Source organism: Marinobacterium profundum (assembly GCF_001528745.1).
Classification (GTDB): domain Bacteria; phylum Pseudomonadota; class Gammaproteobacteria; order Pseudomonadales; family Balneatricaceae; genus Marinobacterium_A; species Marinobacterium_A profundum.
Map to the genome: position 1 here is coordinate 1 of NZ_BCNS01000114.1, position 24,945 is coordinate 24,945.

Annotated in this window: 21 protein-coding genes; 11 read left to right on the forward strand and 10 right to left on the reverse strand. The window is 60.0% G+C overall.

The features are described from left to right. Window positions 1-107: 107 nt before the first annotated feature. The 9 genes from MPRO_RS12100 to MPRO_RS12140 all read right to left on the reverse strand — a co-directional run bounded on the left by MPRO_RS12100 (window position 108) and on the right by MPRO_RS12140 (window position 11,203). Window positions 108-857, reverse strand: coding sequence for an enoyl-CoA hydratase (locus tag MPRO_RS12100; protein WP_067292548.1), 750 nt, complete (start codon window positions 855-857; stop codon window positions 108-110). An 11-nt stretch (window positions 858-868) separates the two neighbouring features. Beyond that, the gene (locus tag MPRO_RS12105; RefSeq protein WP_067292553.1) at window positions 869-1,831 is read right to left on the reverse strand and encodes an NAD(P)H-dependent flavin oxidoreductase; all 963 of its coding nucleotides are present in this window, start codon (window positions 1,829-1,831) and stop codon (window positions 869-871) included. A gap of 62 nt (window positions 1,832-1,893) precedes the next feature. Next, complete coding sequence (locus tag MPRO_RS12110) at window positions 1,894-2,448, reverse strand: DUF2889 domain-containing protein (RefSeq protein WP_067292556.1); 555 nt, start codon at window positions 2,446-2,448, stop codon at window positions 1,894-1,896. A 23-nt stretch (window positions 2,449-2,471) separates the two neighbouring features. Continuing rightward, entirely contained in the window at window positions 2,472-4,136 is a 1,665-nt protein-coding gene (locus MPRO_RS12115) for an AMP-binding protein (RefSeq protein WP_067292559.1), read from the reverse strand. 188 nt (window positions 4,137-4,324) lie between these two features. Next, on the reverse strand, window positions 4,325-4,642 hold the full coding sequence (locus MPRO_RS12120; RefSeq protein WP_067292561.1) for an SCP2 sterol-binding domain-containing protein: 318 nt from the start codon (window positions 4,640-4,642) through the stop codon (window positions 4,325-4,327). A gap of 122 nt (window positions 4,643-4,764) precedes the next feature. Then, the gene (locus MPRO_RS12125; RefSeq protein ID WP_067292564.1) at window positions 4,765-6,564 is read right to left on the reverse strand and encodes an acyl-CoA dehydrogenase C-terminal domain-containing protein; all 1,800 of its coding nucleotides are present in this window, start codon (window positions 6,562-6,564) and stop codon (window positions 4,765-4,767) included. Between the two features lie 274 nt (window positions 6,565-6,838). After that, a complete protein-coding gene (locus MPRO_RS12130; RefSeq protein ID WP_067292568.1) occupies window positions 6,839-7,672 on the reverse strand; it encodes a universal stress protein in 834 nt (277 codons plus the stop codon). A gap of 67 nt (window positions 7,673-7,739) precedes the next feature. Beyond that, window positions 7,740-10,100 (reverse strand): efflux RND transporter permease subunit, encoded by a 2,361-nt coding sequence (locus tag MPRO_RS12135; RefSeq protein WP_067292571.1) that lies wholly within the window; start codon window positions 10,098-10,100, stop codon window positions 7,740-7,742. Then, window positions 10,097-11,203: a WD40/YVTN/BNR-like repeat-containing protein gene (locus MPRO_RS12140; protein ID WP_067292575.1), complete on the reverse strand. Its 1,107-nt coding sequence runs from the start codon at window positions 11,201-11,203 to the stop codon at window positions 10,097-10,099. Before MPRO_RS12140 ends, MPRO_RS12135 begins: the two co-directional genes overlap by 4 nt. A gap of 360 nt (window positions 11,204-11,563) precedes the next feature. On the opposite strand from MPRO_RS12140, the gene MPRO_RS12145 reads away from it, so the two are divergent. The 10 genes from MPRO_RS12145 to MPRO_RS12185 all read left to right on the forward strand — a co-directional run bounded on the left by MPRO_RS12145 (window position 11,564) and on the right by MPRO_RS12185 (window position 22,432). Continuing rightward, entirely contained in the window at window positions 11,564-12,685 is a 1,122-nt protein-coding gene (locus tag MPRO_RS12145; protein WP_067292579.1) for a high-affinity branched-chain amino acid ABC transporter substrate-binding protein, read from the forward strand. 130 nt (window positions 12,686-12,815) lie between these two features. After that, window positions 12,816-13,742 (forward strand): high-affinity branched-chain amino acid ABC transporter permease LivH, encoded by a 927-nt coding sequence (livH, locus tag MPRO_RS12150; protein ID WP_067292582.1) that lies wholly within the window; start codon window positions 12,816-12,818, stop codon window positions 13,740-13,742. After that, complete coding sequence (locus MPRO_RS12155) at window positions 13,742-14,992, forward strand: high-affinity branched-chain amino acid ABC transporter permease LivM (RefSeq protein WP_067292613.1); 1,251 nt, start codon at window positions 13,742-13,744, stop codon at window positions 14,990-14,992. The genes livH and MPRO_RS12155 overlap by 1 nt, the downstream gene beginning before the upstream one ends. Next, window positions 14,992-15,759, forward strand: coding sequence for a high-affinity branched-chain amino acid ABC transporter ATP-binding protein LivG (livG, locus tag MPRO_RS12160; RefSeq protein ID WP_067292585.1), 768 nt, complete (start codon window positions 14,992-14,994; stop codon window positions 15,757-15,759). Before MPRO_RS12155 ends, livG begins: the two co-directional genes overlap by 1 nt. Window position 15,760: 1 nt before the next feature. Next, window positions 15,761-16,462, forward strand: coding sequence for an ABC transporter ATP-binding protein (locus MPRO_RS12165; protein ID WP_067292588.1), 702 nt, complete (start codon window positions 15,761-15,763; stop codon window positions 16,460-16,462). 435 nt (window positions 16,463-16,897) lie between these two features. Beyond that, a complete protein-coding gene (locus MPRO_RS12170; protein WP_067292591.1) occupies window positions 16,898-17,269 on the forward strand; it encodes a response regulator transcription factor in 372 nt (123 codons plus the stop codon). A gap of 1 nt (window position 17,270) precedes the next feature. Beyond that, window positions 17,271-19,310 (forward strand): 3'-5' exonuclease, encoded by a 2,040-nt coding sequence (locus tag MPRO_RS12175; protein ID WP_067292596.1) that lies wholly within the window; start codon window positions 17,271-17,273, stop codon window positions 19,308-19,310. Then, a complete protein-coding gene (locus MPRO_RS12180) occupies window positions 19,307-19,510 on the forward strand; it encodes a hypothetical protein (protein WP_067292599.1) in 204 nt (67 codons plus the stop codon). The genes MPRO_RS12175 and MPRO_RS12180 overlap by 4 nt, the downstream gene beginning before the upstream one ends. 7 nt (window positions 19,511-19,517) lie before the next feature. Continuing rightward, window positions 19,518-19,655, forward strand: coding sequence for a hypothetical protein (locus MPRO_RS25800; protein ID WP_158651806.1), 138 nt, complete (start codon window positions 19,518-19,520; stop codon window positions 19,653-19,655). Continuing rightward, a complete protein-coding gene (locus MPRO_RS12185) occupies window positions 19,652-22,432 on the forward strand; it encodes an ATP-binding protein (protein ID WP_067292603.1) in 2,781 nt (926 codons plus the stop codon). Before MPRO_RS25800 ends, MPRO_RS12185 begins: the two co-directional genes overlap by 4 nt. A gap of 455 nt (window positions 22,433-22,887) precedes the next feature. On the opposite strand, the gene MPRO_RS12190 is transcribed toward MPRO_RS12185, so the two are convergent. After that, window positions 22,888-24,018, reverse strand: coding sequence for a DUF294 nucleotidyltransferase-like domain-containing protein (locus MPRO_RS12190; RefSeq protein WP_067292607.1), 1,131 nt, complete (start codon window positions 24,016-24,018; stop codon window positions 22,888-22,890). A 192-nt stretch (window positions 24,019-24,210) separates the two neighbouring features. Here MPRO_RS12190 and MPRO_RS12195 point away from each other — a divergent pair, with 192 nt between their 5' ends. Further along, window positions 24,211-24,867: a peroxiredoxin gene (locus tag MPRO_RS12195; protein ID WP_067292610.1), complete on the forward strand. Its 657-nt coding sequence runs from the start codon at window positions 24,211-24,213 to the stop codon at window positions 24,865-24,867. The last annotated feature ends 78 nt before the right edge of the window (window positions 24,868-24,945 follow it).

Sequence of the window (24,945 nt, forward strand, 5' to 3'; positions counted from 1 at the left end):
AGTGGTTCTATTTAACGCAAAACAGCACAAAAAACAGCCAAACTCAGGTGGCTCGCAGTAGGTTGAGTATTGTCGGACAGCCTCCTAGGGGCTGAATGCCTGTGCATTTAGCCGCGCTGCATGAATGCCATAAGCGCGCCCTGGGCTTCAGCCGAATTCAGCCGCTCGCGGAAGGCATCGATTTCCTCCACCAGCACCTGCTGCAGCAAATCCTGCTGATGCGCCCGCAGCATCTGCTTGCTCTTGCGCAGCGCCTGCTGGGGCAACGCCGCCAGGGAACAGGCTCGCTCCCGCGCCCGCACCAGCACCTGGTCTGCCGCGATGACTTCGTTGATCAGGCCTATGCTGCGACCGCAATCGGCATCAAAAGCTTCCCCCAGTACCAGCAGTTCAAACGCCTTGCGATGCCCCGCCAGCTGCGGCAGCAACAGACTGCTGCCGCCTTCAGGCACCAGCCCCAGGCGGGCAAACGGTAACTGCAGGCGGGTATTGTCCGCCCCATATACCAGATCGCAGTGCAGCAGCAGCGTTGTGCCTATACCTACCGCATGGCCATGGATCGAAGCTACCAGCGGCTTTTCGAGCCCGGCCAGGGCTTGCAACAGACGCAGCGGTACGCTGGCCGCCTCTGCGCTGGCGCCACTGCTGACAAAGTCAGCAATATCGTTACCAGAGCAGAAGCTGTCGCCGGCGCCGCTGAGCAGTACAACCTTGACCGCGTCGTCGCTATCCGCCTGCTGCAGCATTTCGGTCAGACCCAGGTACATTTCCCTGTTCAGCGCATTTTTTTTCTGCGGCCGGTTCAGGGTCAGCTCCAGCACGCCATCGGTACACTGGCGGGTAATCAGTTCAGACATGACAAGTCCTCTTAATCCAGATATGTAGCGCTGTCGGCCGCAAACTGCTGGCCGGCCTCGGTATATTCCTGCTTCAAGCGTGCAACCAGCTCGGCGGTGCTTGGCACATCCTCGATGGAACCCACCCCCTGGCCCGCAGACCAGACCGTTTTCCAGGCCTTGGCCTCATCGCTCAGATCCATTGGTTTGGAGGCATTGTGCTCCGTGTCCAATAGGCCTGCGGCCTCCAGGCTCTGGCGCATAAAGCTGGCCGGGATACCGGACACCTTGGGTGTGTAGACGATATCAGAGGCACTGCTGCCGATAATCATGTCCTTGTAGTCATCCGATGCCATGCTCTCGCGAGTATTGATAAAGCGCGTGCCCATGTATCCCAGATCCGCCCCCAGCATGCGGGCGGCGGCCAGATCCTGACCGCTGGACAGGCTGCCGGACAATATCACCACGCCATCGAAGAACTGGCGGATTTCATTGATCAGCGCAAAGGGGCTCAGAGTCCCTGCATGACCGCCGGCACCGCCGCAGACGGCAATCAGCCCATCCACACCCGCCGCTGCGGCCTTTTTGGCGTGGCGCAGGTTGGTGACGTCATGGAACACCAGACCGCCGTAGCTGTGAACCGCATCCACCACTTCCTTTACCGCCCCCAGCGAGGTGATCACCAGCGGAACCTGGTGCTTCACGCACAGCATAAGATCCGCCTTGAGGCGCGGGTTGGTGGGATGCACGATCAGATTGACGCCAAAGGGCGCTGCCGCCACGCCGGTAGTCTGGGTGTGATCCTGCAGCGCGGCATTGATTTCCTCCAGCCACTGCTCGAAGCCTTCACTGCTGCGCTGATTCAGTGCCGGAAAAGTACCTATAACTCCGGCCTTGCAGGTCTCAGTTACCAGTTGTGGGCCTGACACCAGGAACATAGGCGCGGCAATAAGGGGCAGGCGAAGCCGCCCGTGGAAGGACTCGGGTAAGCTCATGCTGTTCTCCAGGTTTTATAGTTATGGGGCGCCCGTACCCTCAGGCCGGACGCCGGAGGCAATCAGGTCGAAGGAGGATCCGGGGTATAGAATTCTGGCAACACATGCCTCACCACTTCGGAATTCTGCGCCCAGGTATGGCAGGTATTGATAATGGCGCCGCGACGCTCGGACTTTGCATCGCCACTAGTCGCCGGCCAAAGCGTCTGTACAGCCGTGGTCGCCAGTGGCTGCAGCATCTCGTTCAGGTGCGTACATCCCTTGACGCCACCGACCAGGTCGCGGGTTTGGCGCAACCAGCCGGGGCCTATGCGGGTGCCCTCAATACGCTTGAACACGCCGACGATACCGGCACACATGCGTGCAGGTGCCGCATCAATGGCACACTCCACCTGGTGGATCAGAAAATTCTGATCTATGGTCAGGCGCATGCTGATGTCGTGAAAGGTTTCGCCCGCCGCCACATAGCCGCCACGCTCCTCGTTGTCGACGTCGTAGGTCTTGATATCCGTCATGCGGCCCTCTATATCCCAGAGGCCATCTTCACGCTTAAAGCCCACACAATTGACGATGCGATGATGCTGCTGGCTACGACGAGCGGGTTTGGGTAACGGCATACAGACTTGCTCCAATCCTTGATTCAGGCTACTTCGGCGTCCTGGCCGGACTCTTTCAATTTCCGCCGCAGGACCTTGCCAATGTTCGATTTGGGCAGATCATGGGTAAACATGATCTCGCGGGGTATTTTGTAGCCGGTCAAGCGCTCCTTGCACCAGGCCCGCACGTCCGCAGCGGTCAGCGCATCATTGCGACTCACTACGAACAGGCGCACCGACTCGCCGGTTTTTTCATCGGCAACACCCACCGCGGCGCATTCAACTACGTCCGGGTGGGACGCCACCACATCTTCGATTTCGTTGGGGTAGACATTAAAGCCGGACACAATAATCAGGTCCTTGGCGCGATCAACGATACGCAGATAGCCATCAGTCTCCTGAACCGCTATATCACCGGTGCGAAAGTAGCCGTCGGCGGTAAACACATCCGCCGTTTCTTTCTCGCGCTGCCAGTACCCCACCATCACCTGGGGACCGCGCACACAGAGTTCACCCGCCTCCCCCGGCACTGCGTCGGTATCATCCGCGGCAAGAATACGCACTTCGGTACCCGCCAGCGGTCGGCCTATAGTTCCCACGCGCACCCCCTTGGGCGGATTGATCGACACCGCCGGCGAGGTTTCTGTCAGGCCATAGCCTTCCATGATTTCGCAACCTGTCACCTCACGCCACTTGTCGGCGGCATCATGGGTCAGGGCCATACCGCCCGAAATGGTAACGATCAGGTGACTGAAATCCAGCTCTCGGAAATCCGCCCGGTTACACAGCGCCACGAAAAGCGTATTGAGGCCGATAAAGCAGGACACCTGCCAGCGCTTGAGCTCGCGCACAAAGGCATCCATATCCCTGGGGTTGGGAATCAAGACGGTATGGCCACCGGTTTCCATCACGATCAGCGATATGGTGAAGGCGTAGATGTGATAAAGCGGCAGAGGCGCGACCGTTGTTTGGCTCCAGTGCCCGTCGGCCTGGCTGATCAGCTCGCAGCCCTGCACCATGTTGGAAACCAGGTTGCCGTGGCTTAACACCGCACCCTTGGCGAGCCCCGTGGTACCGCCGGTATATTGCAGCACGGCAGGGTCGGCTGTTGCCCGCTCAACCGGCTCGGGTTTCAGCCCCAGCCCCGTGTCCAGCGCATGGCGCAGGCACACTGAACCTGGTAGCGAATAGGCAGGCTCGAGCTTTTTGATGTACTTGATAGCGGCATTGAGCAAAGTGCGCTTGAGAAAGCCGTGCAAATCGCCGATCTGAGTCACAAACACATGGCTGATATCGGTGTTGCCAATAATCTTCTCGGCGTTATGGGCCATGCTCTTGTGGATCACCAGCGCTTTGGCACCTGAGTCACGGAACTGATGTTCCATCTCCCTGGGCGTGTACAGCGGGTTGGTATTGACCACCACCAGACCGGCCCGCAGGGCACCAAACAATACCACCGGATACTGAATCAGGTTGGGCAATTGCACGGCGATACGATCACCGGGTTTGAGATCCGTGTTGCGCTGCAGATAGACCGCAAAGGCATCCGCCAGGCGATCCAGCTCTGCATAATTCAGGGTACGACCAAAACTGGTGAAAGCCGGGCGCTCTGGGTAGTCGCGGCACGCCCGCGCCACCACATCCAGCACCGTTGCGTGCTGCTGCGGATTGAGCTCTTGCGGAATTGAATGCCCTCTTGCCTGAGCCATGCCGTTACCTTTGAATGTTATTGTTATCGATTTTTAATCTAATGTTCGCATTGAGCCTTAGATCCAGCGCAAAGCCCAATGATGAGGCCCCCATGCTTTGCTATTAACCCGCCGGGTTAATAGCAAAGTGCTGTGAGTGTATGCCATCTGCCGGAACTGCGTGGGCAGACCCCGGCAAACGCCCAGCATCAGGCCGGCGGAAACAGCTTCGCCAGCTGGGTGGCAATCATGATATCGCCATCAGCCCGGACCCGCCCGCCCATAAAGGCACTCATGCCGTCCAGCTCACCGCTCATAATCTCGCCGAGGGTCTGGCTGTCCAGCGACAGCGTGACTGTCGGGGACTCGCTTTCACCTTCGGTGATAGTGCAACTACCGTCGGCAATGGCCACAAACCAGGGACCGCCATCGTCAAGCTGGTACTGGAACACGGCTTCTACGCCCGCCGCCGCCGTGGCATCAAACTGCTGTTCCATCTTGGAAAAAAGTGCGTTTATATCGCTCATGCTGCCTGTCTCCGGGTCTGTCGTCTGTTTGTTGTAACGCCTGGTGCGCAGTTTCAGTAGCCGGGACACCAAAGCGCGTCCCGGTTTGTATTTTAGTAGCCACATCTTAGTTGGTAGCCATATCAGAAAGCGAAGTGCTCGGCATCCAGTGACATCAGGTTGTCGGCACCGGACAACATAGTGACACTCAGGCTGCGGGTACGGGGCAGCAGGCGCTCAAAGTAGAAGCGGGCGCATTGCAGCTTGGCTTCGTAGAAGGCGCTGTCCGTTGTCCCCTTTGCCAGTTCGGCCTGTGCCACCTGAGCCATGCGGGCCCAGAAGTACCCCAGCACAACGTAACCCGAGTACATCAGGTAATCCACCGCTGCGGCCCCCACTTCCTCCCGATCCTGCATGGCTTTCATGCCGATTTTCATGGTCAGCTCGCCCCATTCCTTGTTCAGCTCCGCCAGCGGTGCCACAAATGGCTGCATGGCGGCATCGCCTTCCTGGGACTGACAGAATTTGTGCATTATTTTGGTGAAGCCTTTAAGAGCTTCACCCTGGGTCATCAGCACCTTGCGCCCGAGCAGGTCCAGCGCCTGAATCTGGGTCGTACCCTCATAGAGCATGGAGATGCGGCTATCACGCACGTTTTGCTCCATGCCCCACTCGGCAATGTAGCCATGACCACCATATATCTGCATGCCGTGGTTGGCCGACTCATAGCCGGCTTCCGTCAGGAAAGCCTTGGCGATGGGCGTCAGGAAAGCCAGCAGCGCATCCGCTTCGGAACGGTCTTCCTCGGTAGCGCCCTGCTTGCCGCGATCCACCAGCTGGGCACAGTAATAAATCAGTGCGCGGCCGCCTTCGGCAAAGGCTTTCTGCGTCAGCAGCATATTGCGTACCGCCGGGTGCACGATAATTGGATCAGCCGGACCTTGCGGATTCTTGTGACCTGTCAGCGCCCGCATCTGCAGGCGGTCGCGGGCATAGCTGAGCGAGTTCTGAAAGCCCCACTCGGCGTGGGCCAGGCCCTGCAACGCTGTACCCAGACGTGCCGTGTTCATAAAGGTGAACATGCAGTTGAGACCCTTGTTGGCAGGGCCTATGAGGTAGCCGGTCGCGCCATCGAAATTCATCACGCAGGTAGCGTTGCCGTGAATGCCCATCTTGTGTTCCAGCGAACCGCACTCAAGGCTGTTTCGCTCGCAGGCAGCCCCCTGGGCATCAGGCAAAAATTTGGGCACGATAAACAGCGAAATACCCTTGGTACCCGCAGGAGCATCCGGCAGACGCGCCAGTACTATGTGGACTATATTCTCAGCCATGTCGTGCTCGCCGGCGGAGATAAAGATCTTGGTACCGGTGATGCGGTAGCTGCCATCGGCCTCAGGCTCGGCGCGGGTGCGCAGCAAGCCCAGATCTGTGCCGCAATGGGATTCGGTCAGGCACATGGTGCCGGTCCACTCACCGCTCACCAGCTTGGTCAGATACTGCTGCTTCTGCTCTTGGGTGCCGTGGGCTTCCAGGGTATTCATGGCGCCGTGGCTCAGGCCCGGATACATGCTCCAGGCCCAGTTGGCGGTGCCGACCATTTCATTGATCACAATACCCACGGACTCCGGCAGACCCTGACCGCCCCACTGCGGGTCATGGGCCAGTGAAGACCAGCCGCCTTCAACAAACTGGCTGTAAGCCTGTTTGAAGCCCTCAGGCGTAATAACCTCACCGCCTTCCAGACGGCAGCCCTGACGGTCGCCTATGCCATTGAGTGGCGCCAGCACGCGTTCGGAAAATTTGGCACCCTCTTCAATAATCGCTTCAATCATGTCCGGTGTGGCATCCTCGGCACCGGTCAGCGCCTGGTAATGCGCATCTGCATCCAGCAGTTCGTTCAGCACAAAGTGCATCTCGCGTAGCGGGGCTTTGTACTCTGGCATGATTCTTATCCTCAACTGGCTAATCACAGGCATCCGGCTGGCGGACGCTCTCGTTATTCTGCAGTCCACAGGATCACCGAATTCGCCCGTTCGACCAATAACAAATGCCCTCAGTTTTAGTGACAAAAATTACCAGGCCCGCAAGAAGACCCATATTACGGCTATCATAGGCTCGATAAACAAATAACATTTACGGTCAGTCAGGCAATAAAAAGCCCGCACACAGGGTACGGGCTCAGGACTTGCCAAGGGTAAAGCACAATCAAAGCAATATTCAGTAATGATCCACCATCACACCACCGGCGCGCATAACCAGCACATCAGTGCTGGTACTATCCAGAATGTCCTCGGCCATATTGCCGTAGAGCGCGCCACTAACACCGCTGCGGGCACTGGTACTGATAACCAGCAGCGCGGCGTTCAGCTTATTGCTGACCTGGCTGATCCAGAATTCGGCGGGCCCCTCACCTATGTGATGTTCCTGCGGGCTTAGCGCCAACCGCTGGCACAATACCTGTGTCGCAGCACGGGCCCTGGCATCAATAAGGCTGGCAACCTGATCCTCCGCCGCCGCACCCAGCATGGGAGGCTCAGTGGCGATCACCGTATGCAGCTGCGCCTGGGCCAGGGTGCAAACCAGGTGGGCGGCGCGCAGCACCGACTCATCCAGCGCACCCTGAACCTCACCATCATGCAGCGGGTTAATTGCCGCCAGTATCCGCTCGCCGACCCAGGAGTCGAGACGCTTGACCAGCAAGACAGGCGCCGGGACTTCGCGCAGCAAACGCCAGTCCAGCGGAGCCTTGAGCGCAGGCTTGCTGTGTCGCGGGTCGCAGCCCTTGACCACCAGCGAGTAAGGCTCGCGCGCCCACTCGCTGCGCAGGCTGTCGAACAGCGAGGTGGTGGGATCCAGCAGATGCACGGTTCGGTCGACATGCAGCTGCGCCAGCGCATCATCCATGCCCTCCCAGGCCGGGCCCTTGCCAAACCACAGCAAATCCAGCGGCACATCGGTCACTTCAGCAATCAGCCCGGCGCGATTTAATGCCTCCAGGCAATGGGATCCGCCATCAAGCAGGACCAGTATTCTGTTCGGCGCCAACGGCATTGGCTAATCCTCTTTTAGTTGACGCGAATCGCGCCTGTGCAGCTACTCAGTATGGCAACTTACTGGTTTAACCTTGTTCCACCTTGGTGGCGGTATGACGATAGAGCACACAGGTCAGTGCTGGCAGCAGGATTAGCGCACCCAGCATGTTCCACAGGAACATAAAGGTCAGCAGGATGCCCATATCGGCCTGAAATTTTATGGGCGAAAGCACCCAGAGAACCACGCCAATCGCCAGCGTCAGGCCGGTAAAGGCCACCGACTTGCCGGTAGTACGCAGGGTCGCCAGATAGGCATCGGGCAACGACTGTCCCTGCAGCAGGAAACTGTTCAGCTTGGTATAGATATAAATACCGTAATCCACCCCTATGCCGACGCCGAGCGCGATCACCGGCAGTGTGGCCACTTTTACGCCTATACCAATCTTGGCCATCAGTGCCTGACACAGCAAAGACGTCAGCGCCAGCGGCAGGATGATGCAGATCACCGTACGCAGCGAGCGGAAAGTCAGCAGGCAGAGCAAACTCACCACCCCGTAAACCCAGAGCAGCATCTTGTACTGGGCGGTGCTGATCACTTCATTGGTGGCCGCCTCTATGCCGGAGTTACCCGCCGCCAGGCGGAACTGAATCTGCTCGCTGTCGTGCTCTGCCGCGAAGGCCTTCACGCTGTCGGTGACTCCGCTTAGCGTCGCCGCCTTGTGGTCATCCAGGAACATGATCAGTGGCAGCAAGGAGCAGTCGCCGTTCATCAAACCGCCGGGCACATAGGCCAGGGAGGCATTGATAACAAACTGGTTGCGACTCACCGAGCGCCATTTCAGGCTGCCCTCGTTAAGACCCGCCGTGACACGTTCGGACACATCCGCCAGCGACAGACTGGACTGTACCCCCGGCACGTTGGTGAGGTATTGCTGGAAGCGATCCACCAGTTCAAGCGTCTTGAAACTGGCGCACTGTTCAGCCTCGGTTGTGACCATCACCACAAAGACATCACTGGAGGTCGAGTAGTGGCTGGTCACAAAGGCATTGTCGAGGTTATAGCGCGAGTCCTTGCGCAGCTCGGGCGCACCTGAATCCAGATCACCGATCTTAAGGTCGGAGCTCGCCTGCAGCCCCGCCAGTGCCAGGCCTGCCGCCACCAGCAACGCCACAATAGCGCCACGGGGACGGGCAAAGACCGTAAGGATAGCCCAACGCGAGTGCACCGCCGCCTGGCTGCGCTTTGCCCGGGCTATGGCCCGCGTCCCTACACCCGTCCAGGACATCAGCAGCGGCAGCAGCAACAGGTTGGTCAGGATAATAACCGCCACACCAATAGACGCCGCTATCGCCAGATCCTGAATGACCTGAATCTGGATCACCATCAGGGTCACAAAGCCAAGCCCGTCCGACAGCAGCGCCGTCAGGCCCGGAATATAAAGAGCACGGAAGGCGCGGCGGGACGCCAGCAGACTATCGGCACCCTCAGCCGACTCCTGAGCCACGGTATTGACGATCTGCACGCCGTGACTCACAGCGATGGCAAACACCAGAAAGGGCACCAGCATGGAGTAAGGATCCAGCCCAAAGCCCAGCAAACGCAGCAGGCCAAGCTGCCAGATCACCGCCACCAGCGAGCAGGCCAGCGGGATCAGAGTACCGCTGACACTGCCGGAATAAAGATAGAGCAGCACCAGGGTGACGCCAAAGGCCACCGCGAAGAACAGCGCCACATCCCGGGCGCCATCAATCAGATCCCCCACCACCTTGGCAAAGCCGGTGATGTGAATATTAATCTGGTCAGATTCGTAGGGCTGGCGCACCAGGTTTTCAAGCAGATGGGACAGCTGCTGATAGTCAAGCGCGGCCCCTGTTTCAGGATCGCGGTCAAACAGCGGCACCTGCACTATGGCCGAGCCAAAGTCATTGGCCACCAGCCGCCCCAACTGCCCCGAGCGCAGAATATTGGTGCGCAGATTTTCCAGCGAGGCGGCCGAACCATCGTAGTCGTCGGGAATCACAGGCCCGCCAACAAAGCCCTCTTCGGTGACTTCGGTCCAGCGCACATTGGGCGTCCAGATCGAGGCCAGCGCCGAGCGATCAACCCCCGGCAGGAAGAACAGCTCATCGGTCACCTTGCGCAGGCTTTCCTGAAACTCAGGCGTGAAAATATCGCCCTCGGTTGCGGCCACCACCACGCGCAGACTGTTACCCAGCCCCGACAGGTCGTCGCGGTAGGTCAGGTAATTTTCAACGTAGGGATGTTCGGTGGGAATCATCTTGACGAAGCTGGCATCAGGCCTGATCTGGCTGGCCTGCCAGCCCAGCACCAGGGTCACGAGCACGAAGAGCGCAAGCAGCGTGCGACGACGGTGAAACAGCACCCGTTCGATCAGGTGTTCGCTGCTTTTTACCAGGCCCAGTATCGACAGGGTCAGTATTTTCATTGTGCAGCTCCCGCCGGCAAGGTCTTGCGCTGAATACCACCTTCACCCACCAGTAGCAGCTGCGTGCCGGCCACCAGGGCCGCACTCAGGCTCTGACGCGAGCGTTCCTGCAACAGCGGCGCAAAGCCTGCGCGATCGCCCGCCTGCAGCAGGCCACCCTGCCCCAGCAGCACCAGCTTGTTGTCCACCGCCAGGGCGCCGTTAAGGGTCGCAGTGGCATTCAGCGCCTGCGCCTGCCAGTTTTCGCCATCTGGACTGTAGAACAGATTGCCGCGCAACCCCATCAGCCAGAGGCCATTGAGTTCGGCCATGGCAAAGAGTGAACCCTCATAGGGGGACTCCAGTGCTTCCCACTGTTCACCACGGTCGCGGGAGCGCAGCAGCAGGCCAGCTTCGCCGGCGATATAGAGATCACCCGCGCTTGTTGCCAGCAGACTGTTGAGATGAAAACGATCGGGGTTGGGCAGGCGATGACCCAGGGTTTGCCAGCTGCTGCCACCATCCCGGGTTTGCAGCAGCTGACCATAGGCGCCCAGTACAAAGCCGTGCTGCGGATCGGCGAACCAGACATCCAGCAACGGCATGTTGGGGCCATCCTCCTGCGCAAAAAGAGCATCATCCAGCGCGAATTCGAGGTTTTCCTGCACCACAGGATCCGCCTCGGCTTCCAGGCTCAGGGTATCCAGCTGCGCTTCAAGCTGCTCCACCCGCAATGCGTTGATGCGGTTGCCATCCAGCTTCAGGCTCCAATTGGAGCCGCCATCGGTGCTGTGCAATACAGTGCCATCGTGCCCGACCGCCCAGCCCTGTTGCTCGTCCGCAAAACTCACGGCTGTCAGCAACACGCTCACCGGTACCTCGGCCTGACGCCAGTGCTCACCGCCATCATCGGACAAGAGCACCAGCCCCTGCTCGCCCACAGCCACAAGGCGCTCACCAGCACGGGTGATATCCAGCAGCAGCGACTGGGTCGCCCGCTCAGTCACCTGGGCGGCCACCTGCAAACGATCGAATGGGGTCGCCGCGAATGCCGGCACAGTGATGAGGCTGCAACCAAGCAGCAGGCCAAGCAGCCGCTTGCGGCCCTGAATATTGAATCCCATAGTTTTCCCTTCCAGTCCGCCGGCCTGCCGCAGTGGCAGATTGACAGTGTTCCGCGTTTTATCTTTATTATGCTGGGAAGCCGAACCAGAAGGTTCAGGTGCAGCGACAGTTCAACGTGCCAGACTGCAACCCCGGTCGCCCATTGCATTCTAGACCGCAGTTGATCGAAGCATCAGCGATTGCCTGCAAGGGCTCAATAACAATCGGCACCACATATCCTGACAATATCGATCATCTGCACAATTTGCGCGGTCTATAATTGATTTTATGCCGCAGACAACGTAAACGTAGGCGGCGAGCTATAACAAGAACTACTTGGCCCTCGCCAGACGCAAAATAATCGAAGGGGAATCTCTGCAATGAAACAGTTTTCTAAAACACTGCTCAGTATTGGTACCGCACTGGCCATTCTGGGCTCAGCCGCTGCAGTCCAGGCTGAAACGCTCAAAATCGCCCTGGCAGGCCCGGCCACAGGCCCTGTTGCCCAGTACGGCGACATGCAGAAAATCGGCGTAATGGCGGCGATTGACGATATCAACAAGGCAGGCGGCGTAAATGGCATGCAGCTTGAAGGCGTTATTTACGACGACGCCTGCGATCCGAAACAGGCCGTGGCCGTAGCCAACAAGATCGTCAACGACGGCATCACCCATGTAGTCGGTCACCTGTGCTCCAGCTCCACTGAGCCTGCAGCCGATGTTTACGAAGAAGAAGGCGTGCTGATGATTACCGCCGCTTCCACCTCCCCTTCCATCACCGAGAAAGGCCATCAGCTGGTTTTCCGCACCATCGGTTTGGACAGCCTGCAGGGCAGCATGGCGGCGGATTACATCGCCAACACAGTGAAGCCCAAAACCCTGGCCATCATTCACGACAAACAGCAGTACGGCGAAGGCCTGGCACAGACAGTAAAAGACGGTCTGGAAGCCAAGGGTATTTCCGCAGTTATGTTTGAAGGTGTGACACCGGGCGACAAGGACTTCTCGGCGCTGATCGCCAAGCTGAAAAAAGAGAGCGTCGATTTCGTTTACTACGGCGGCTATCATCCGGAATTGGGGCTGATTCTGCGCCAATCCTCGGAGAAAAACTTCAGCGCCCAGTTCATGGGACCTGAAGGTATCGTCAACGCCGATCTGGCCAAGATCGCTGGCGATGCAACCGAAGGCGTGCTGGCAACAGCACCCAAGAGCTTTGATCAGAACCCGGAAAACAAAGCCCGCGTTGAAGCCATTACAGCCAAGGGCGAAGATGCCTCAGGCCCGTTCGTCTTTACCGCCTACGCCGCCGTTCAGGTTATGGGCGACGCCATCAAGGCTGTCGGTGATACCGACCCTGTCAAACTGGCCGACTATATCCGCAAGAACGAGTTCGATACGTCTATCGGCAAGGTGACCTACGACGAGAAAGGTGACCTGACCGAGTCCACCTTCCTGGTTTACAGCCTGCACAAAGATGGCTCCAAGACACCTGCTCCCCAGTAAATAATTACAATAATCAGGCAGCAGGGCCCCAGGCCCTTCGCTGCCCCGATACCCAGCCCCGCGATCCGGGGCCGGGCGCCGGTCGATCCACAGGCCTGCGCCCAGGGTATCCTTTGACCTGGTTTTTACTATGTCTGAAGCATCACTCTATTTCCTGCAACAGCTCATAAACGGGCTGACGATCGGGTCCACTTATGCCCTGATCGCCATCGGCTACACAATGGTCTATGGCATCATCGGCATGATCAATTTCGCCCACGGCGAGATTTACATGATCGGCTCCTATATTTCGTTCATCGTCATCGCCGGCCTGCTCGGCATGGGGATGGTCGCACTCCCGGTTATTCTGATTATCGCCCTTGTTATTGCGGTATTCATAGCCAGCACCTACGGCTGGGCTGTAGAGCGCGTGGCCTATCGCCCTCTGCGCGGCTCCAACCGGCTTATCCCGCTGATTTCCGCCATCGGCATGTCGATTTTTCTGCAGAACTACGTGGTTCTGGCCCAGGGTTCGCGTGATGTAGCCCTGGCACCGCAGATCAGCGGCAGCTGGACTTTCGGTGACCCGCAGCTGTTTGAAGTCTCGCTGTCCTATATGCAGTTGATCATCTGGGCTGTCACCCTCGTCTGCATGACCGCGCTAACGCTGTTTATATCCCGCTCACGCATGGGTCGCGCCTGTCGCGCCTGCTCTGAAGATCAGGGCATGACCAACCTGCTGGGCATTGATACCAACCGCACCATCGCCATGACCTTTATCATTGGCGCGGCGCTCGCCGCCGTGGCGGGCCTGTTGCTGGGCCTGTATTACGGTGTGGTTAACCCCTTTGTCGGCTTTATTGCCGGTCTCAAGGCCTTCACCGCAGCGGTGCTCGGCGGTATTGGGTCCATTCCCGGCGCCATGCTCGGCGGTCTGATTCTGGGTGTCACCGAAGCCCTGACCTCGGCCTATTTCCCCTCTGAATACAAGGACGTGGTGTCGTTCGGCCTGCTGATACTGATTCTGCTGTTCCGCCCCAGTGGCCTGCTGGGCAAACCGGAAGTGGAGAAAGTATGATGCGCCAGAACTTCTATACCGCCTTTTTCGCCGCCGGCATTACCCTGATCCTCACCTGTCTGATGGTGGGCGTTAAGCTCACCTCCGAAGGTACAGAGCTGCGCGTGGTCGGCGCCACCGCCGCCCAGTGGACCTGGATATTCGGTGGCATCGCCATCGTTTTTCTGTCGCAACTGTTCCGTGATCAGATCAGCGCCGCCACGGCCGGCATTCCGCGCCCGAACCTGGAGGCAATCCTGCCCGCCGAGTCCGTGCGTTCGCGCCTCAAGCCCTGGCTGATCGCCATGGTCATTGTCGGCCTGTTCATCTGGCCTTTCATGGTATCTCGCGGATCCGTCGATCTGGCGACCCTGACACTGATTTACATCATGCTGGGTCTGGGTCTCAATATAGTCGTCGGCCTCGCCGGCCTGCTGGATCTGGGCTACGTGGCCTTCTACGCCATAGGTGCTTACACCTACGCGCTGCTGTCGAACTACTTCGGCCTGTCGTTCTGGATCTGCCTGCCGATCGCGGCCCTGATGGCGGCGCTCTTTGGCTTTGTGCTGGGCTTTCCGGTACTGCGTCTGCGCGGTGACTATCTGGCCATAGTGACCTTGGGATTCGGCGAAATCATCCGTATCCTGCTGAACAACTGGACCTCCATCACCGGCGGTCCCAACGGCATTTCGGGGATCGAAAAGCCCACCCTGTTCGGGCTGGAGTTCAACCGCCGTGCCAGTGACGGCGGCACCACCTTCCATGATTTCATGGGCATCGACTATTCCAGCAGCTACAAGGTGATCTTCCTCTACCTGATCGCCGTGGTACTGGTGCTGGCCGTGCTCTATGTCATTAACCGACTGATGCGCATGCCGGTGGGCCGCGCCTGGGAAGCGCTGCGCGAGGATGAAATCGCCTGCCGTTCACTGGGCCTGAACCGCACCGTGATCAAGCTCTCAGCCTTTACCATCGGCGCCTCCACCGCCGGTTTTGCCGGCTGCTTCTTTGCCGCACGGCAGGGCTTTATCAGCCCCGAATCCTTCATCTTCATCGAGTCGGCGATCATTCTTGCGATCGTGGTGCTCGGCGGCATGGGCTCACAGCTTGGCGTCATACTGGCGGCCATAGTGATGACCATTCTGCCCGAGCTTGCCCGCGAATTTCAGGAATACCGCATGCTGTTGTTCGGACTGCTGATGGTGCTCATGATGCGCTGGCGCCCGCAGGGTCTGTTACCGAGCAAGCGTCCGCATATGGAGTTGAAGTAATGAGTCAGTTACTGCTGGACGTAAATGCTCTGACCATGCGTTTTGGTGGTCTGGTGGCAGTCAATGGCGTCAATCTGAAGATCAAGAACCGCCAGATCGTATCCGTTATAGGCCCCAATGGTGCTGGCAAAACCACCGTTTTCAACTGTCTGTCGGGGTTTTATATTCCCTCCGACGGCAGCGTGCTGTTCAAGGGCGAGCAGATCGCCGGGCTGAAAGACTTTCACATCTCCCGCAAGGGGCTGGTGCGCACCTTTCAGCATGTACGGCTGTTCTCCAACATGACGGTGATCGAAAACATGCTGGTGGCACAGCACCGCCACCTCAATACCAACCTGCTGTCGGGCCTGCTGAAGACGGCGTCCTACCGCCGTCTGGAGCAGGAGTCCATGGATCGCGCCGCCTTCTGGCTCGAAGAGGTCGATATGCTGGCCTTCGCCAACCGCGAAGCCGGCAACCTGTCCTACGGCCAGCAGCGCCGGCTGGAAATCGCCCGCTGCATGGTGACCCAGCCAGAACTGCTGCTGCTGGACGAACCGGCGGCCGGACTCAACCCCAACGAGACCAAGCAGCTGGATGAATTGATCGTGCGCCTGCGCGATGAGCACGAAATATCGGTGTTGCTGATCGAGCATGACATGAGCCTGGTGATGGGAATCTCCGATCACATCTACGTTATCGCCCAGGGCACACCCCTGGCCGATGGCAGCGCAGATGAGATCAAGAATAATTCCGACGTCATCAAGGCGTACCTCGGAGAGGAATGACATGCTGCAAATCAACAATGTAAACACCCATTACGGGCCCATACAGGCGCTGCATGATGTCTCCCTTGAGGTCAAAAAGGGCGAAATCGTCACCCTGATCGGCGCCAACGGTGCCGGCAAGACCACCCTGATGATGACCATCTGTGGTGATCCCCAGGCCACCAGCGGCGAGATTCTGTTCGATGGCAAGCCCATCAGCGGGATGCCCACCGCACAGATCATGCGCCAGGGTCTGGCCATAGTGCCTGAAGGGCGGCGGGTCTTTGCCCGTCTCACTGTGCAGGAAAACCTGCATATGGGCGCCTACTTTCGTACCAAGGCCGAGTACGAGGAAACCCTGGAGGAAGTGCTGTTGCTCTTCCCGCGCCTGCGCGAGCGCATTAACCAGCGCGCCGGCACCATGTCCGGCGGCGAGCAGCAGATGCTGGCCATTGGCCGCGCCATGATGAGCAAACCGCGCATGATACTGCTGGACGAACCTTCGCTGGGCCTGGCGCCCATCATCATCCAGCAGATCTTCCAGATCATCCAGAAGCTGCGTGATGATGGCGTGACCATCTTTCTGGTGGAGCAGAATGCCAACCAGGCGCTTAAAATCGCCGACCGTGGCTATGTGCTGGAAAATGGCCGCGTGGTCCTCAGCGGCAGCGGTGCCGATCTGCTCGACGACGAAAACGTGCGCAAGGCCTATCTGGGCGGCTGATCCAGCAGCCCCGCAGGAACACAGCTTGCCGCCATAAAAAGGGCGCTGCCACCGGCAGCGCCCTTTTTTCATGTCGGATGTACCGCCCCTTTAAGACCTCTTTAACCGAGCAGGATGCGGTGCAGCGAAACCAAGCTCATCAATCGATGGTTCATCTGTGGGTTACGCCCATCGTTGGGTTGCGCCCCTTCGGGCCTTCACCCAACCTAGATTCCAACCGGACATCATCATTTCCCCCAGTAGGATGCAGTGCAGCGCAGCGAAACCCGTCAACAGGCAACGGCTCATTGTTGGGTTACGCCGTGCCCAAGCCAAGCAGATCAGTGGTAAGCCCGGCAGGCTGCTAAACTCATACAACGGTTTGAAAGCCTGCCGGTCTTTGCCAGTCCTGAACCCACTTCAGGTCCTGCAGACTCTAGTAATCAGGAGGCGCTTATGACCCTTGTGCTGGTGGTTGATGATGAACCCAATATAGTGCTGTCGCTGGAATTTCTGATGCAGCAGGCCGGTTTTGAGGTGATAACCGCAAATGACGGTGAAGCGGCGCTGCAGCGGGTGGCTGAACAAAGGCCTGATCTGATTCTGCTGGATATCAGCCTTCCCGGCCTCAGCGGCTTTGAAGTACTCGAACAACTGCGCGCCCAGCCCGAACATGCCCAGCTGCCCATTATCATGCTCACCGCCCACGGCCGTGAAGTGGAGCGCGAGAAAGGCCTGGCCCTGGGGGCCGACGACTATGTAACCAAGCCCTTTTCAACCCGCCTGCTGGTGGAAAAGGTTCAGGCCCTGCTGAAAGGTGGCAATTGAGGTGCCTTCGTTCCAGTCCCTGCTGGGTCGCTGGCTGCTGCTCAGTGGCACCACCCTTTTCAGCGGTATCTTTCTGGGCTTCTGGCTCGACAGCACGTTGCAACCGGCTGGGGTTGAGCGCACAGGCCTCTGGCTGCTGGCACTGCTGCCAGGGTCACTGATACTGCTGTTAGGCAGCATACTGGAGCACAGGCTGCTGGCACCCCTGCGCCATTTGCAGGTCCAGCTGGCCCGTCTCGCCGCCAACCCCGATGCCACCCATGACTTTGCCCCCGAAGGCTGGCTACGCCCGCTGAGGGCAGATTTCGAGCGCCTGCGCGACGGCTGGCGCCAAGACCGCCAGGCACTGCACTGCGCCGCTGAACAGGGCGCCAGCAAGGCCCTTCGGATACGCCACGAACTGGAAGCTGTGCTGCAGGTGCTGCACACCCCGCTGCTACTGTGCGATCAGCACCAGCGCCTGCTGCTGTTTAACCCGGCTGCAGAGCAGCTGTTTGCCCAGTCACCCGCTCTGGGCCTCGGTCGGCGCCTGTCCGAGCTGCTGCCGCTGCCAGGCCTGCAGGATGCACTGCAAGATCTGCCCCGTGACGGCCGCGCCCGCCAGTTGCTGCTGCCCTGGGGAGAACACTGGCTGCGCTGCGATCTGCGCCGCGTCGCCGCCAGCCAGGGCGAGGCACTGATCACGCTGCAGGACAGCACTGCGCTGCAGACGGCGGATCAGCGCTGGCATGCGCCGCTGGCGCGCCTGCTGCCAGATCTGCGACGGCGCAGCGCCAGTCTTGTCAGCAGCAGTGAAGTATTGGCCAATTGCCAGGCCACCCCCGAGCTGCAAGGCCGACTCGAGGCCATTGTGCGCGAGGAAAGTCAGGCGGTTGGAGAACTGGTAGACCAGCTGGCCCGGCACTTTGACAGCCTGCAACAGGATTCGGGCCTGCTGCAGGATACCTGGTCCAACGATCTCTGGAATGCCCTGAGTGAGCGTATACAGCGCCAGAATATCGAACTGCTGGCCATTGGCATTCCCGCCTGGCTAAGAGCCGACGGGCCCGCATTGCTTGAACTGCTGTGCCGTCTGCTGGGGCAGCTGCATGAAGTTACCGGCGAGCATCGATTCGAAGCCGAGCTGCGCCTGGGCAACCAGCGCGTGTACCTGGATCTTATCTGGCCCGGCCAACCGATCGACCAGGGACGCATCCACTGCTGGCTGCAGCGGCCGCTAACCGATGCCAGCACCTTCCCCAGCCTGCTGGATGTACTGCGCCGCCACGACAGTGACTGCTGGTCCCTGGCCGATAAGGACGGCCTGCATGCCAGATTGCGGCTGCCACTGCCCGCGCTGGAGCGCGTCGGAGCACCGCCGAAAGCGCGTCAAACCAGACCCGAATTCCACGATTTCAGTATCGCCGACCTGCCACCGCCTGAGGCAGAACTCGGCGCCAGACCGCTGGGGCAACTGGAAATGGTGGTGTTCGACACCGAAACCACCGGGCTGGAACTGCGCCAGGGCGATACCCTGGTGAGCATAGGCGCCTGTCGCATTATCAATGGCCGCCTGCTGGCCCAGGAGGCTTACGATCAGTTCATCAACCCCGGTCGACCCATACCGCCCCAGAGCACACTGATTCACGGCCTTGGCGACAGCGACGTGGCCGAGGCCCCGCCCGCCGCCGTGGTGCTGCCGCAGTTTCGTGACTTCGTCGGCCACGCCGTTCTGGTGGCCCATAATGCCGCCTTCGACCTGCTGGCCATCAACCTGCATGCAGAAGCCGCCGGGGTCAGCTTTGAAATGCCGGTGCTGGATACGCTGCTGCTGTCCCGCGCTCTGGACCCCACCCTGGAGGGCCACGGCCTGGATGCCCTGGCCGAGCGATTTCAGCTCAGTTTTGCCCCCGGCACGCGCCATTCTGCGCTGGGCGATGCCAGGGTGACCGCCGAGCTGCTGTTGCAGCTGCTGCCGCGTTTGCAGGCAAGGGGCGTACACAGCCTTGAACAGGCACTGCAGTTCCAGGCCGGCGGCCAGCTTGAGAGAACTACACCATGATGCGCCCCTCCCCCCTGCCATCGCGCCTGATCGCCGTCACACTGCTGGCCGCACTGCTGTTTACGCCGCCACTGCTGGGACTGTTTGATCAACCCGGCGGCGGCGGTCTGTCGTGGCTGCTGCTGTACCTCTTCGGTGCCTGGGCCCTCGTTATCCTGCTCGCGGCGCTGACGCTGGAACTCAACGATGATGACGATTGATCACATTATGAGTGCCATACGAAAGCGCTTCGCCCGACGATACGCCGCGCGCAGCGATGGTGAAGTTTCCAGTTTCACCCGTAAAAGCTGCTATTCGCCCAAGGCCCACGGCCAGCCAGGTAAGGACACCGGAGTCATGGAATGAATGCCGAATGGGTGCTGCTGTTCGTGGCCTTTGGTTATCTGGGTCTGCTGTTCATCATTGCCGCCTGGGCGGACAGGCGCGCCGGGGCCGGGCGCTCGGTGATTGGCTCACCGCTGGTGTATACGCTTTCGATCGCAGTGTACTGCACCGCCTGGACCTTCTACGGCAGTGTCGGGCGCGCCGCCCAGTACGGGCCTGCCTTTCTAACCATCTATCTGGGACCGACCCTGGTGATGCTGCTGGGCTGGCTGCTGATCAGACGCATGGTGCGTATCGCCCGTGCCCAGCGCATTACCTCCATTGCCGACTTTATCAGCGCCCGTTACGGCAAGAGCGGCTGGCTCGGCGCTCTGGTCACACTCATAGCCGTGATTGGCATCATGCCGTACATCGCGCTGCAGCTTAAAGCCATCACCTACAGCTACGCGGTGCTGACACAATTTCCCACCTCGCCGGTGCTGCACCTGGCCGAAGCGCCCTTCTGGACCGACAAGTCACTCTGGGTGGCGCTGGTGCTGTCGGTGTTCATTATCCTGTTTGGTACCCGCCAGCTGGACGCCAGCGAGCGCCACGAGGGCATGGTGGCCGCTATCGCCTTCGAGTCTGTCGTCAAGCTGCTGGCCTTCTGTGCCGTCGGCTTCTACGTGGTGTTCTGGCTGTTCGACGGCCCCGGCGAAATGCTGCGCCGCGCCGCGCAGTTGCCGGGGCTGGCGGACAAGTTCGGGCTGGATGCGGTGCCCGGCGGCAGCATTGGCTGGGTCAGCACCCTGGTGCTGGCGGCGCTGGCCTTTTTAACGCTGCCGCGCCAGTTCCAGGTACTGGTGGTGGAGAACGTGGATGAGCGCCATATCAGGCGTGCCAGCTGGCTGTTTCCACTCTATCTGCTGGCCATCAACCTGTTCGTGCTGCCAATTGCCCTGGCCGGCACCCTGCTGGGCGACAGCACCCAAACCCCGGACAGCTTCGTGCTCACGGTCGGGCTTGTCGGCGGCTCCAGCTGGTTGCCGGCACTGGCCTTTATCGGCGGCCTCTCCGCCGCCACCGGCATGATGATTGTCGAGACTATCGCGCTCTCAACCATGGTCAGCAATCACCTGATCATGCCGATTCTGCTGCGCCTGCGCCGTCTGCAGATCGAAAATTACCAGGACTTCAGCGGCGCCCTGCTGGGCATCAGGCGCATCGCCATAGTGCTTATTCTGCTGCTGGGTTACCTCTACCACGCCCTGATTGGTGAATCCTACAGTCTGGTGACCATAGGCCTGGTGTCCTTCACCGCCGCGGCCCAGTTCGCGCCGGCATTGCTGATCGGCCTCTACTGGCGCGGTGCCGCACGTCTGGGGGCCGCCGCCGGCATGCTGGGAGGCTTTGTGGTCTGGCTGCACACCCTGCTGCTGCCGGGCTTTGCGCTATCCGGCTGGCTTGATGCCAGCCTGCTGAGCGATGGTCCCTGGGGCATTTACTGGCTGCGGCCCTATGCGCTGTTTGGCCTCGAAGGCTGGGATATCTACAGCCACGGACTGTTCTGGAGCCTGCTGGTGAATATAGGCCTGCTGGTACTGGTATCACTGTTCTGCCGCCAGAGCCGGCTGGAACAGACCCAGGCGGCGCTCTTTACCGGCGCGCTGCACCATGGCCTGATTCAGACTCCGCTCTGGCTGGGGCAGACGAGCCGCGGCGAGCTGCGTCGCCTGCTGCACCGCTACCTGGGCGCCAGTGCAACGGCGCGGGTGCTGCAAAGCGCCCCGGGCCCGGCGGATACCTCTGCCAGTGACCCCGTGAACGATGCCACGCCGGCGTCGCCACACCTGATAAGCCAGGCCGAACACGCCCTGGCAGGCGCCCTGGGTGGGGCTTCTGCGCGCATTCTGATCAACTCGGTGGTACGCGGCGAAGCGCTGGATCTGGAAGCGGTGCTCAGCCTGCTGGACACCACATCCCAGGCGCTGGAGTACAACCGCCGGCTGGAGCAGAAATCCAGCGAACTGGCAGCTATTGGTGAACAACTGCGGCACGCCAACGAGCAACTGCGCGAGCTGGATCGGCTGAAAGACGAGTTCGTCGCCATGGTGAGTCATGAGCTGCGCACGCCCCTGACCTCCATCCGGGCCTTCGCCGAAATCCTGCGCGATACTCCGGATATGGACAGCGAAAAACGCAGTCATTTTCTATCCATAGTGGTGCGCGAAAGCGAGCGGCTGTCGCGCCTGATCGAGGAAATTCTCGATCTGGCGCGCCTTGAATCCGGCCGCATGACGCTCAAACCCCAGCGGCTGGATCTCACCCGCCTGGCGCGCCAGTCAGCCGAAGCGGTCAGCCACCTGTGCAGCGAACGGGGCCTGAGCCTGGAACTGGAGCTACCCGAAGACAGCGCAGCCGTTACCGCCGACCCCGACCGGCTGCAGCAGGTCATCATCAACCTGCTGGATAACGCCAGCAAGTTCGCCGCCCCAGAGGCGGGCCAGGCACGGCTCTGCCTGGAACCCTTCAAGGATCACTGGCGACTGTCGGTGGAGGACAACGGTGAGGGCATTGTGGAGTCGGAACGCGAGCGCGTATTCGAGAAATTTCACCAACTGGAAAACAGCGGTCAGGATGCCAGCGGCCGCCCCCGCGGCACGGGTCTGGGCCTACCCATCAGCCGCGGCATCATTGCCCACCTGGGCGGGCGCCTGTGGATAGAATCGGGCAACACACTCACGGGCGCCCGCTTCGTAATCGAACTGCCCAGAGCGCCGGAGCAAAATAGCGACAACGAGTGGCTTACCGCGAGTTAGATTCAGTCGGCCACTGGGTTTCAGTCGAAGCGGGCTAATAGACGTTTTCGTAGGTTGGCAATGAGCGCAGCGAATTCCGACAACCACCGCGGGGAGCTGCGAGGTGCGAGGTGCGAGAGGCGAGAGACTAGGTGCTAGGTGCTAGGTGCGAGGTGCGAGGTGCGAGGTGCGAGAGACTAGGGGCTAGGGGCTAGGGGCGAGATTAAAGGGGCAAGGGGCAAGGGGCAAGGGGCAAGGTGAAAGGGGCAAGTTAAAGCCGACAGGCGGGCGGGGGTTATACAATTCCCCGGAATTTGCAGACGCGTCCTCGAAATTCGCCTGAGGCTCATTTCCCGGAATTCGCTACGCTCATTCCTGGCTACGGGCTGCGAAGCTTATGGAACTATGGCTGGGTTCTCCGAGGCGCGCCTCCTACGGGTTAGATTGGGCTCTGTAGCTTGCCCTTTGGGATTTTGCTAAATCGCGGCAACGGCCTGGCGTTGAAAGTCCCTGATCGCTTGCAGACTCTGGCGCAGCTGGCTGCAATCCGCCGCACTCAACTGCCCCTGGTCGACCCAGGCATCCGGCGCTCTGCCAGCCGCCACCGCCTCCAGCTGTGCCCGCAACAGCAACGCCTGCAGCTGGTTCAGCGCCTCGACCAGTTGCTGCGCCTGCGCCAATTCCAGTACGCGGGCCTCGGCCAATGACCAGAGTCTTGAGCGCGTATCCACCGCAGCTATACCGTGCAGCAGCGCCAGCAAACGGGCCCCGCCCTGCAGTATCAGCAACCCCTGCGCCTTGAGGTTGAGCGCACGGGCATGGGGCGCATCCTTGCCATCGCCGTGCAGCCGGTCAAAACGATCAAGCGCCACCGGCGCCTCATCCAGTAGCGTCGCCATTTCGTGCAGAAACAATCCGGCTCTGGGCATCAGTGCCAGCGCCTGACTGCGCAGGCCGCTCGCCAGCACGGCATCGCCGTACAGGGGCGTAAAATCCAGCAGAATATTAGACAGCTGCACCAGCTTGACCACCCGCCGGCCCGTCCAGAGTTGCAGTTGCTGTTGCCACTCGTGGCTGCGCTTGCGCCAGGAGGGCCAGCGCGCCATCACATTGCCATTGCACAGCGGAATGCCATATTCATGCAGGCGGGCCGTAAAGCGCTCACCAAGGGACTGAAACCAGGTATCGATGGCCGTATGACGCACGTCCGGGTAATCCTCAATGATCATGGCGTTGTCCTGATCCGGCCCCAACAGGCTTTCATGCCGCGCCCCTGAACCCAGACTCAACACACAGAAACCGCAGGGCGGTGCCCCCCAGCCCTGCTGCGCCATCTCAGCCAGCGCATTCTCTATAGCGCGTCTGTAGAGCCAGTCGTTGTGATCGCTAAGCAGTTGGCTGATACGCCAGGGGGGCAAATCGAGCTGCAGCAGTGCACGGGCCAGTTGCGGCTGCCAGGCCTTGGTCTGCGCCGGCGCAGGCTCTGTACCCAGTTCAGCAAACGCCTGTTGCAGCGGCAGCAGTAGCCCCGGCCAGGCGCGGCTGTCGGGCCAGGCATCCGTTGCGAAGAGTTCGCGCCAGGACGACGCATTAGAATTATCGGGCATGTCAGCCACTCCGGCGACCAAAGTGCTCTGAGTATAAGCCGCCAGCAACCGGGCTTAGCCCCGCAACGGCACTTCTATGGATATAACCATAAAGCCTAGTCCAGCAGCGGGGCCGCAGCCGGACTCTCGGCTATAACTAAAACTGTTAACCAAGTTCATATCCATCAACACCAAGCAACCAGGAGCATCACCATGGCCGTTAGAATTGGCGACGAGGCCCCGGATTTCACAGCTGACACCACCGAGGGCAAGCTTCAGTTTCATTCCTGGATTGGCGACAGCTGGGCCATTCTGTTTTCCCACCCCAAGGACTTTACCCCCGTATGCACCACCGAGCTTGGCTATATGGCCAAACTCAAGCCCGAGTTTGAACGCCGCAACTGCAAGATCATAGGCCTGAGCATAGACCCTGTGAGCGACCACCACGCCTGGATGGGTGATATAGAAGAAACCCAGGGCCATGCCGTGAACTACCCCATGATTGGCGATCCGGATCTGCATATCGCCAAGCTGTACGACATGATTCACCCCAATGCCAGTGGCGACAAGGCACGCACCGCAGCCGACAACGCCACCATCCGTTCGGTGTTTCTGATCGGGCCCGACAAGAAGGTCAAGGCCATGCTCACCTACCCCATGAGCACGGGGCGCAATTTCGACGAAGTGCTGCGCCTGCTCGACTCCTGCCAGCTCACCGCCAAACACAAGGTCGCCACGCCTGTGAACTGGAAACAGGGCGAAGACGTGATCATAGTGCCGGCCGTGTCCGATGCCGACGCCAAAGCCAAATTCCCCGATGGCTGGAAGGCCCCCAAGCCTTACCTGCGCATAGTGCCGCAACCCAAGTAACCGCTTGATTCAAAAAAGGTGCAGCCTCCCGGTCTCTTTTCGGTCTGCACCTTCAGTTATCTAGGAGGCTGTCCGAGA

What these genes read in the sequence shown, in the direction of transcription:
- MPRO_RS12100 (WP_067292548.1), bottom strand. Translation starts at nt 857, where the DNA reads ATGTCTGAACTGATTACCCGCCAGTGTACCGATGGCGTGCTGGAGCTG.
- MPRO_RS12105 (WP_067292553.1), bottom strand. Translation starts at nt 1,831, where the DNA reads ATGAGCTTACCCGAGTCCTTCCACGGGCGGCTTCGCCTGCCCCTTATT.
- MPRO_RS12110 (WP_067292556.1), bottom strand. Translation starts at nt 2,448, where the DNA reads ATGCCGTTACCCAAACCCGCTCGTCGTAGCCAGCAGCATCATCGCATC.
- MPRO_RS12115 (WP_067292559.1), bottom strand. Translation starts at nt 4,136, where the DNA reads ATGGCTCAGGCAAGAGGGCATTCAATTCCGCAAGAGCTCAATCCGCAG.
- MPRO_RS12120 (WP_067292561.1), bottom strand. Translation starts at nt 4,642, where the DNA reads ATGAGCGATATAAACGCACTTTTTTCCAAGATGGAACAGCAGTTTGAT.
- MPRO_RS12125 (WP_067292564.1), bottom strand. Translation starts at nt 6,564, where the DNA reads ATGCCAGAGTACAAAGCCCCGCTACGCGAGATGCACTTTGTGCTGAAC.
- MPRO_RS12130 (WP_067292568.1), bottom strand. Translation starts at nt 7,672, where the DNA reads ATGCCGTTGGCGCCGAACAGAATACTGGTCCTGCTTGATGGCGGATCC.
- MPRO_RS12135 (WP_067292571.1), bottom strand. Translation starts at nt 10,100, where the DNA reads ATGAAAATACTGACCCTGTCGATACTGGGCCTGGTAAAAAGCAGCGAA.
- MPRO_RS12140 (WP_067292575.1), bottom strand. Translation starts at nt 11,203, where the DNA reads ATGGGATTCAATATTCAGGGCCGCAAGCGGCTGCTTGGCCTGCTGCTT.
- MPRO_RS12145 (WP_067292579.1), top strand. Translation starts at nt 11,564, where the DNA reads ATGAAACAGTTTTCTAAAACACTGCTCAGTATTGGTACCGCACTGGCC.
- livH (WP_067292582.1), top strand. Translation starts at nt 12,816, where the DNA reads ATGTCTGAAGCATCACTCTATTTCCTGCAACAGCTCATAAACGGGCTG.
- MPRO_RS12155 (WP_067292613.1), top strand. Translation starts at nt 13,742, where the DNA reads ATGCGCCAGAACTTCTATACCGCCTTTTTCGCCGCCGGCATTACCCTG.
- livG (WP_067292585.1), top strand. Translation starts at nt 14,992, where the DNA reads ATGAGTCAGTTACTGCTGGACGTAAATGCTCTGACCATGCGTTTTGGT.
- MPRO_RS12165 (WP_067292588.1), top strand. Translation starts at nt 15,761, where the DNA reads ATGCTGCAAATCAACAATGTAAACACCCATTACGGGCCCATACAGGCG.
- MPRO_RS12170 (WP_067292591.1), top strand. Translation starts at nt 16,898, where the DNA reads ATGACCCTTGTGCTGGTGGTTGATGATGAACCCAATATAGTGCTGTCG.
- MPRO_RS12180 (WP_067292599.1), top strand. Translation starts at nt 19,307, where the DNA reads ATGATGCGCCCCTCCCCCCTGCCATCGCGCCTGATCGCCGTCACACTG.
- MPRO_RS25800 (WP_158651806.1), top strand. Translation starts at nt 19,518, where the DNA reads ATGAGTGCCATACGAAAGCGCTTCGCCCGACGATACGCCGCGCGCAGC.
- MPRO_RS12185 (WP_067292603.1), top strand. Translation starts at nt 19,652, where the DNA reads ATGAATGCCGAATGGGTGCTGCTGTTCGTGGCCTTTGGTTATCTGGGT.
- MPRO_RS12190 (WP_067292607.1), bottom strand. Translation starts at nt 24,018, where the DNA reads ATGCCCGATAATTCTAATGCGTCGTCCTGGCGCGAACTCTTCGCAACG.
- MPRO_RS12195 (WP_067292610.1), top strand. Translation starts at nt 24,211, where the DNA reads ATGGCCGTTAGAATTGGCGACGAGGCCCCGGATTTCACAGCTGACACC.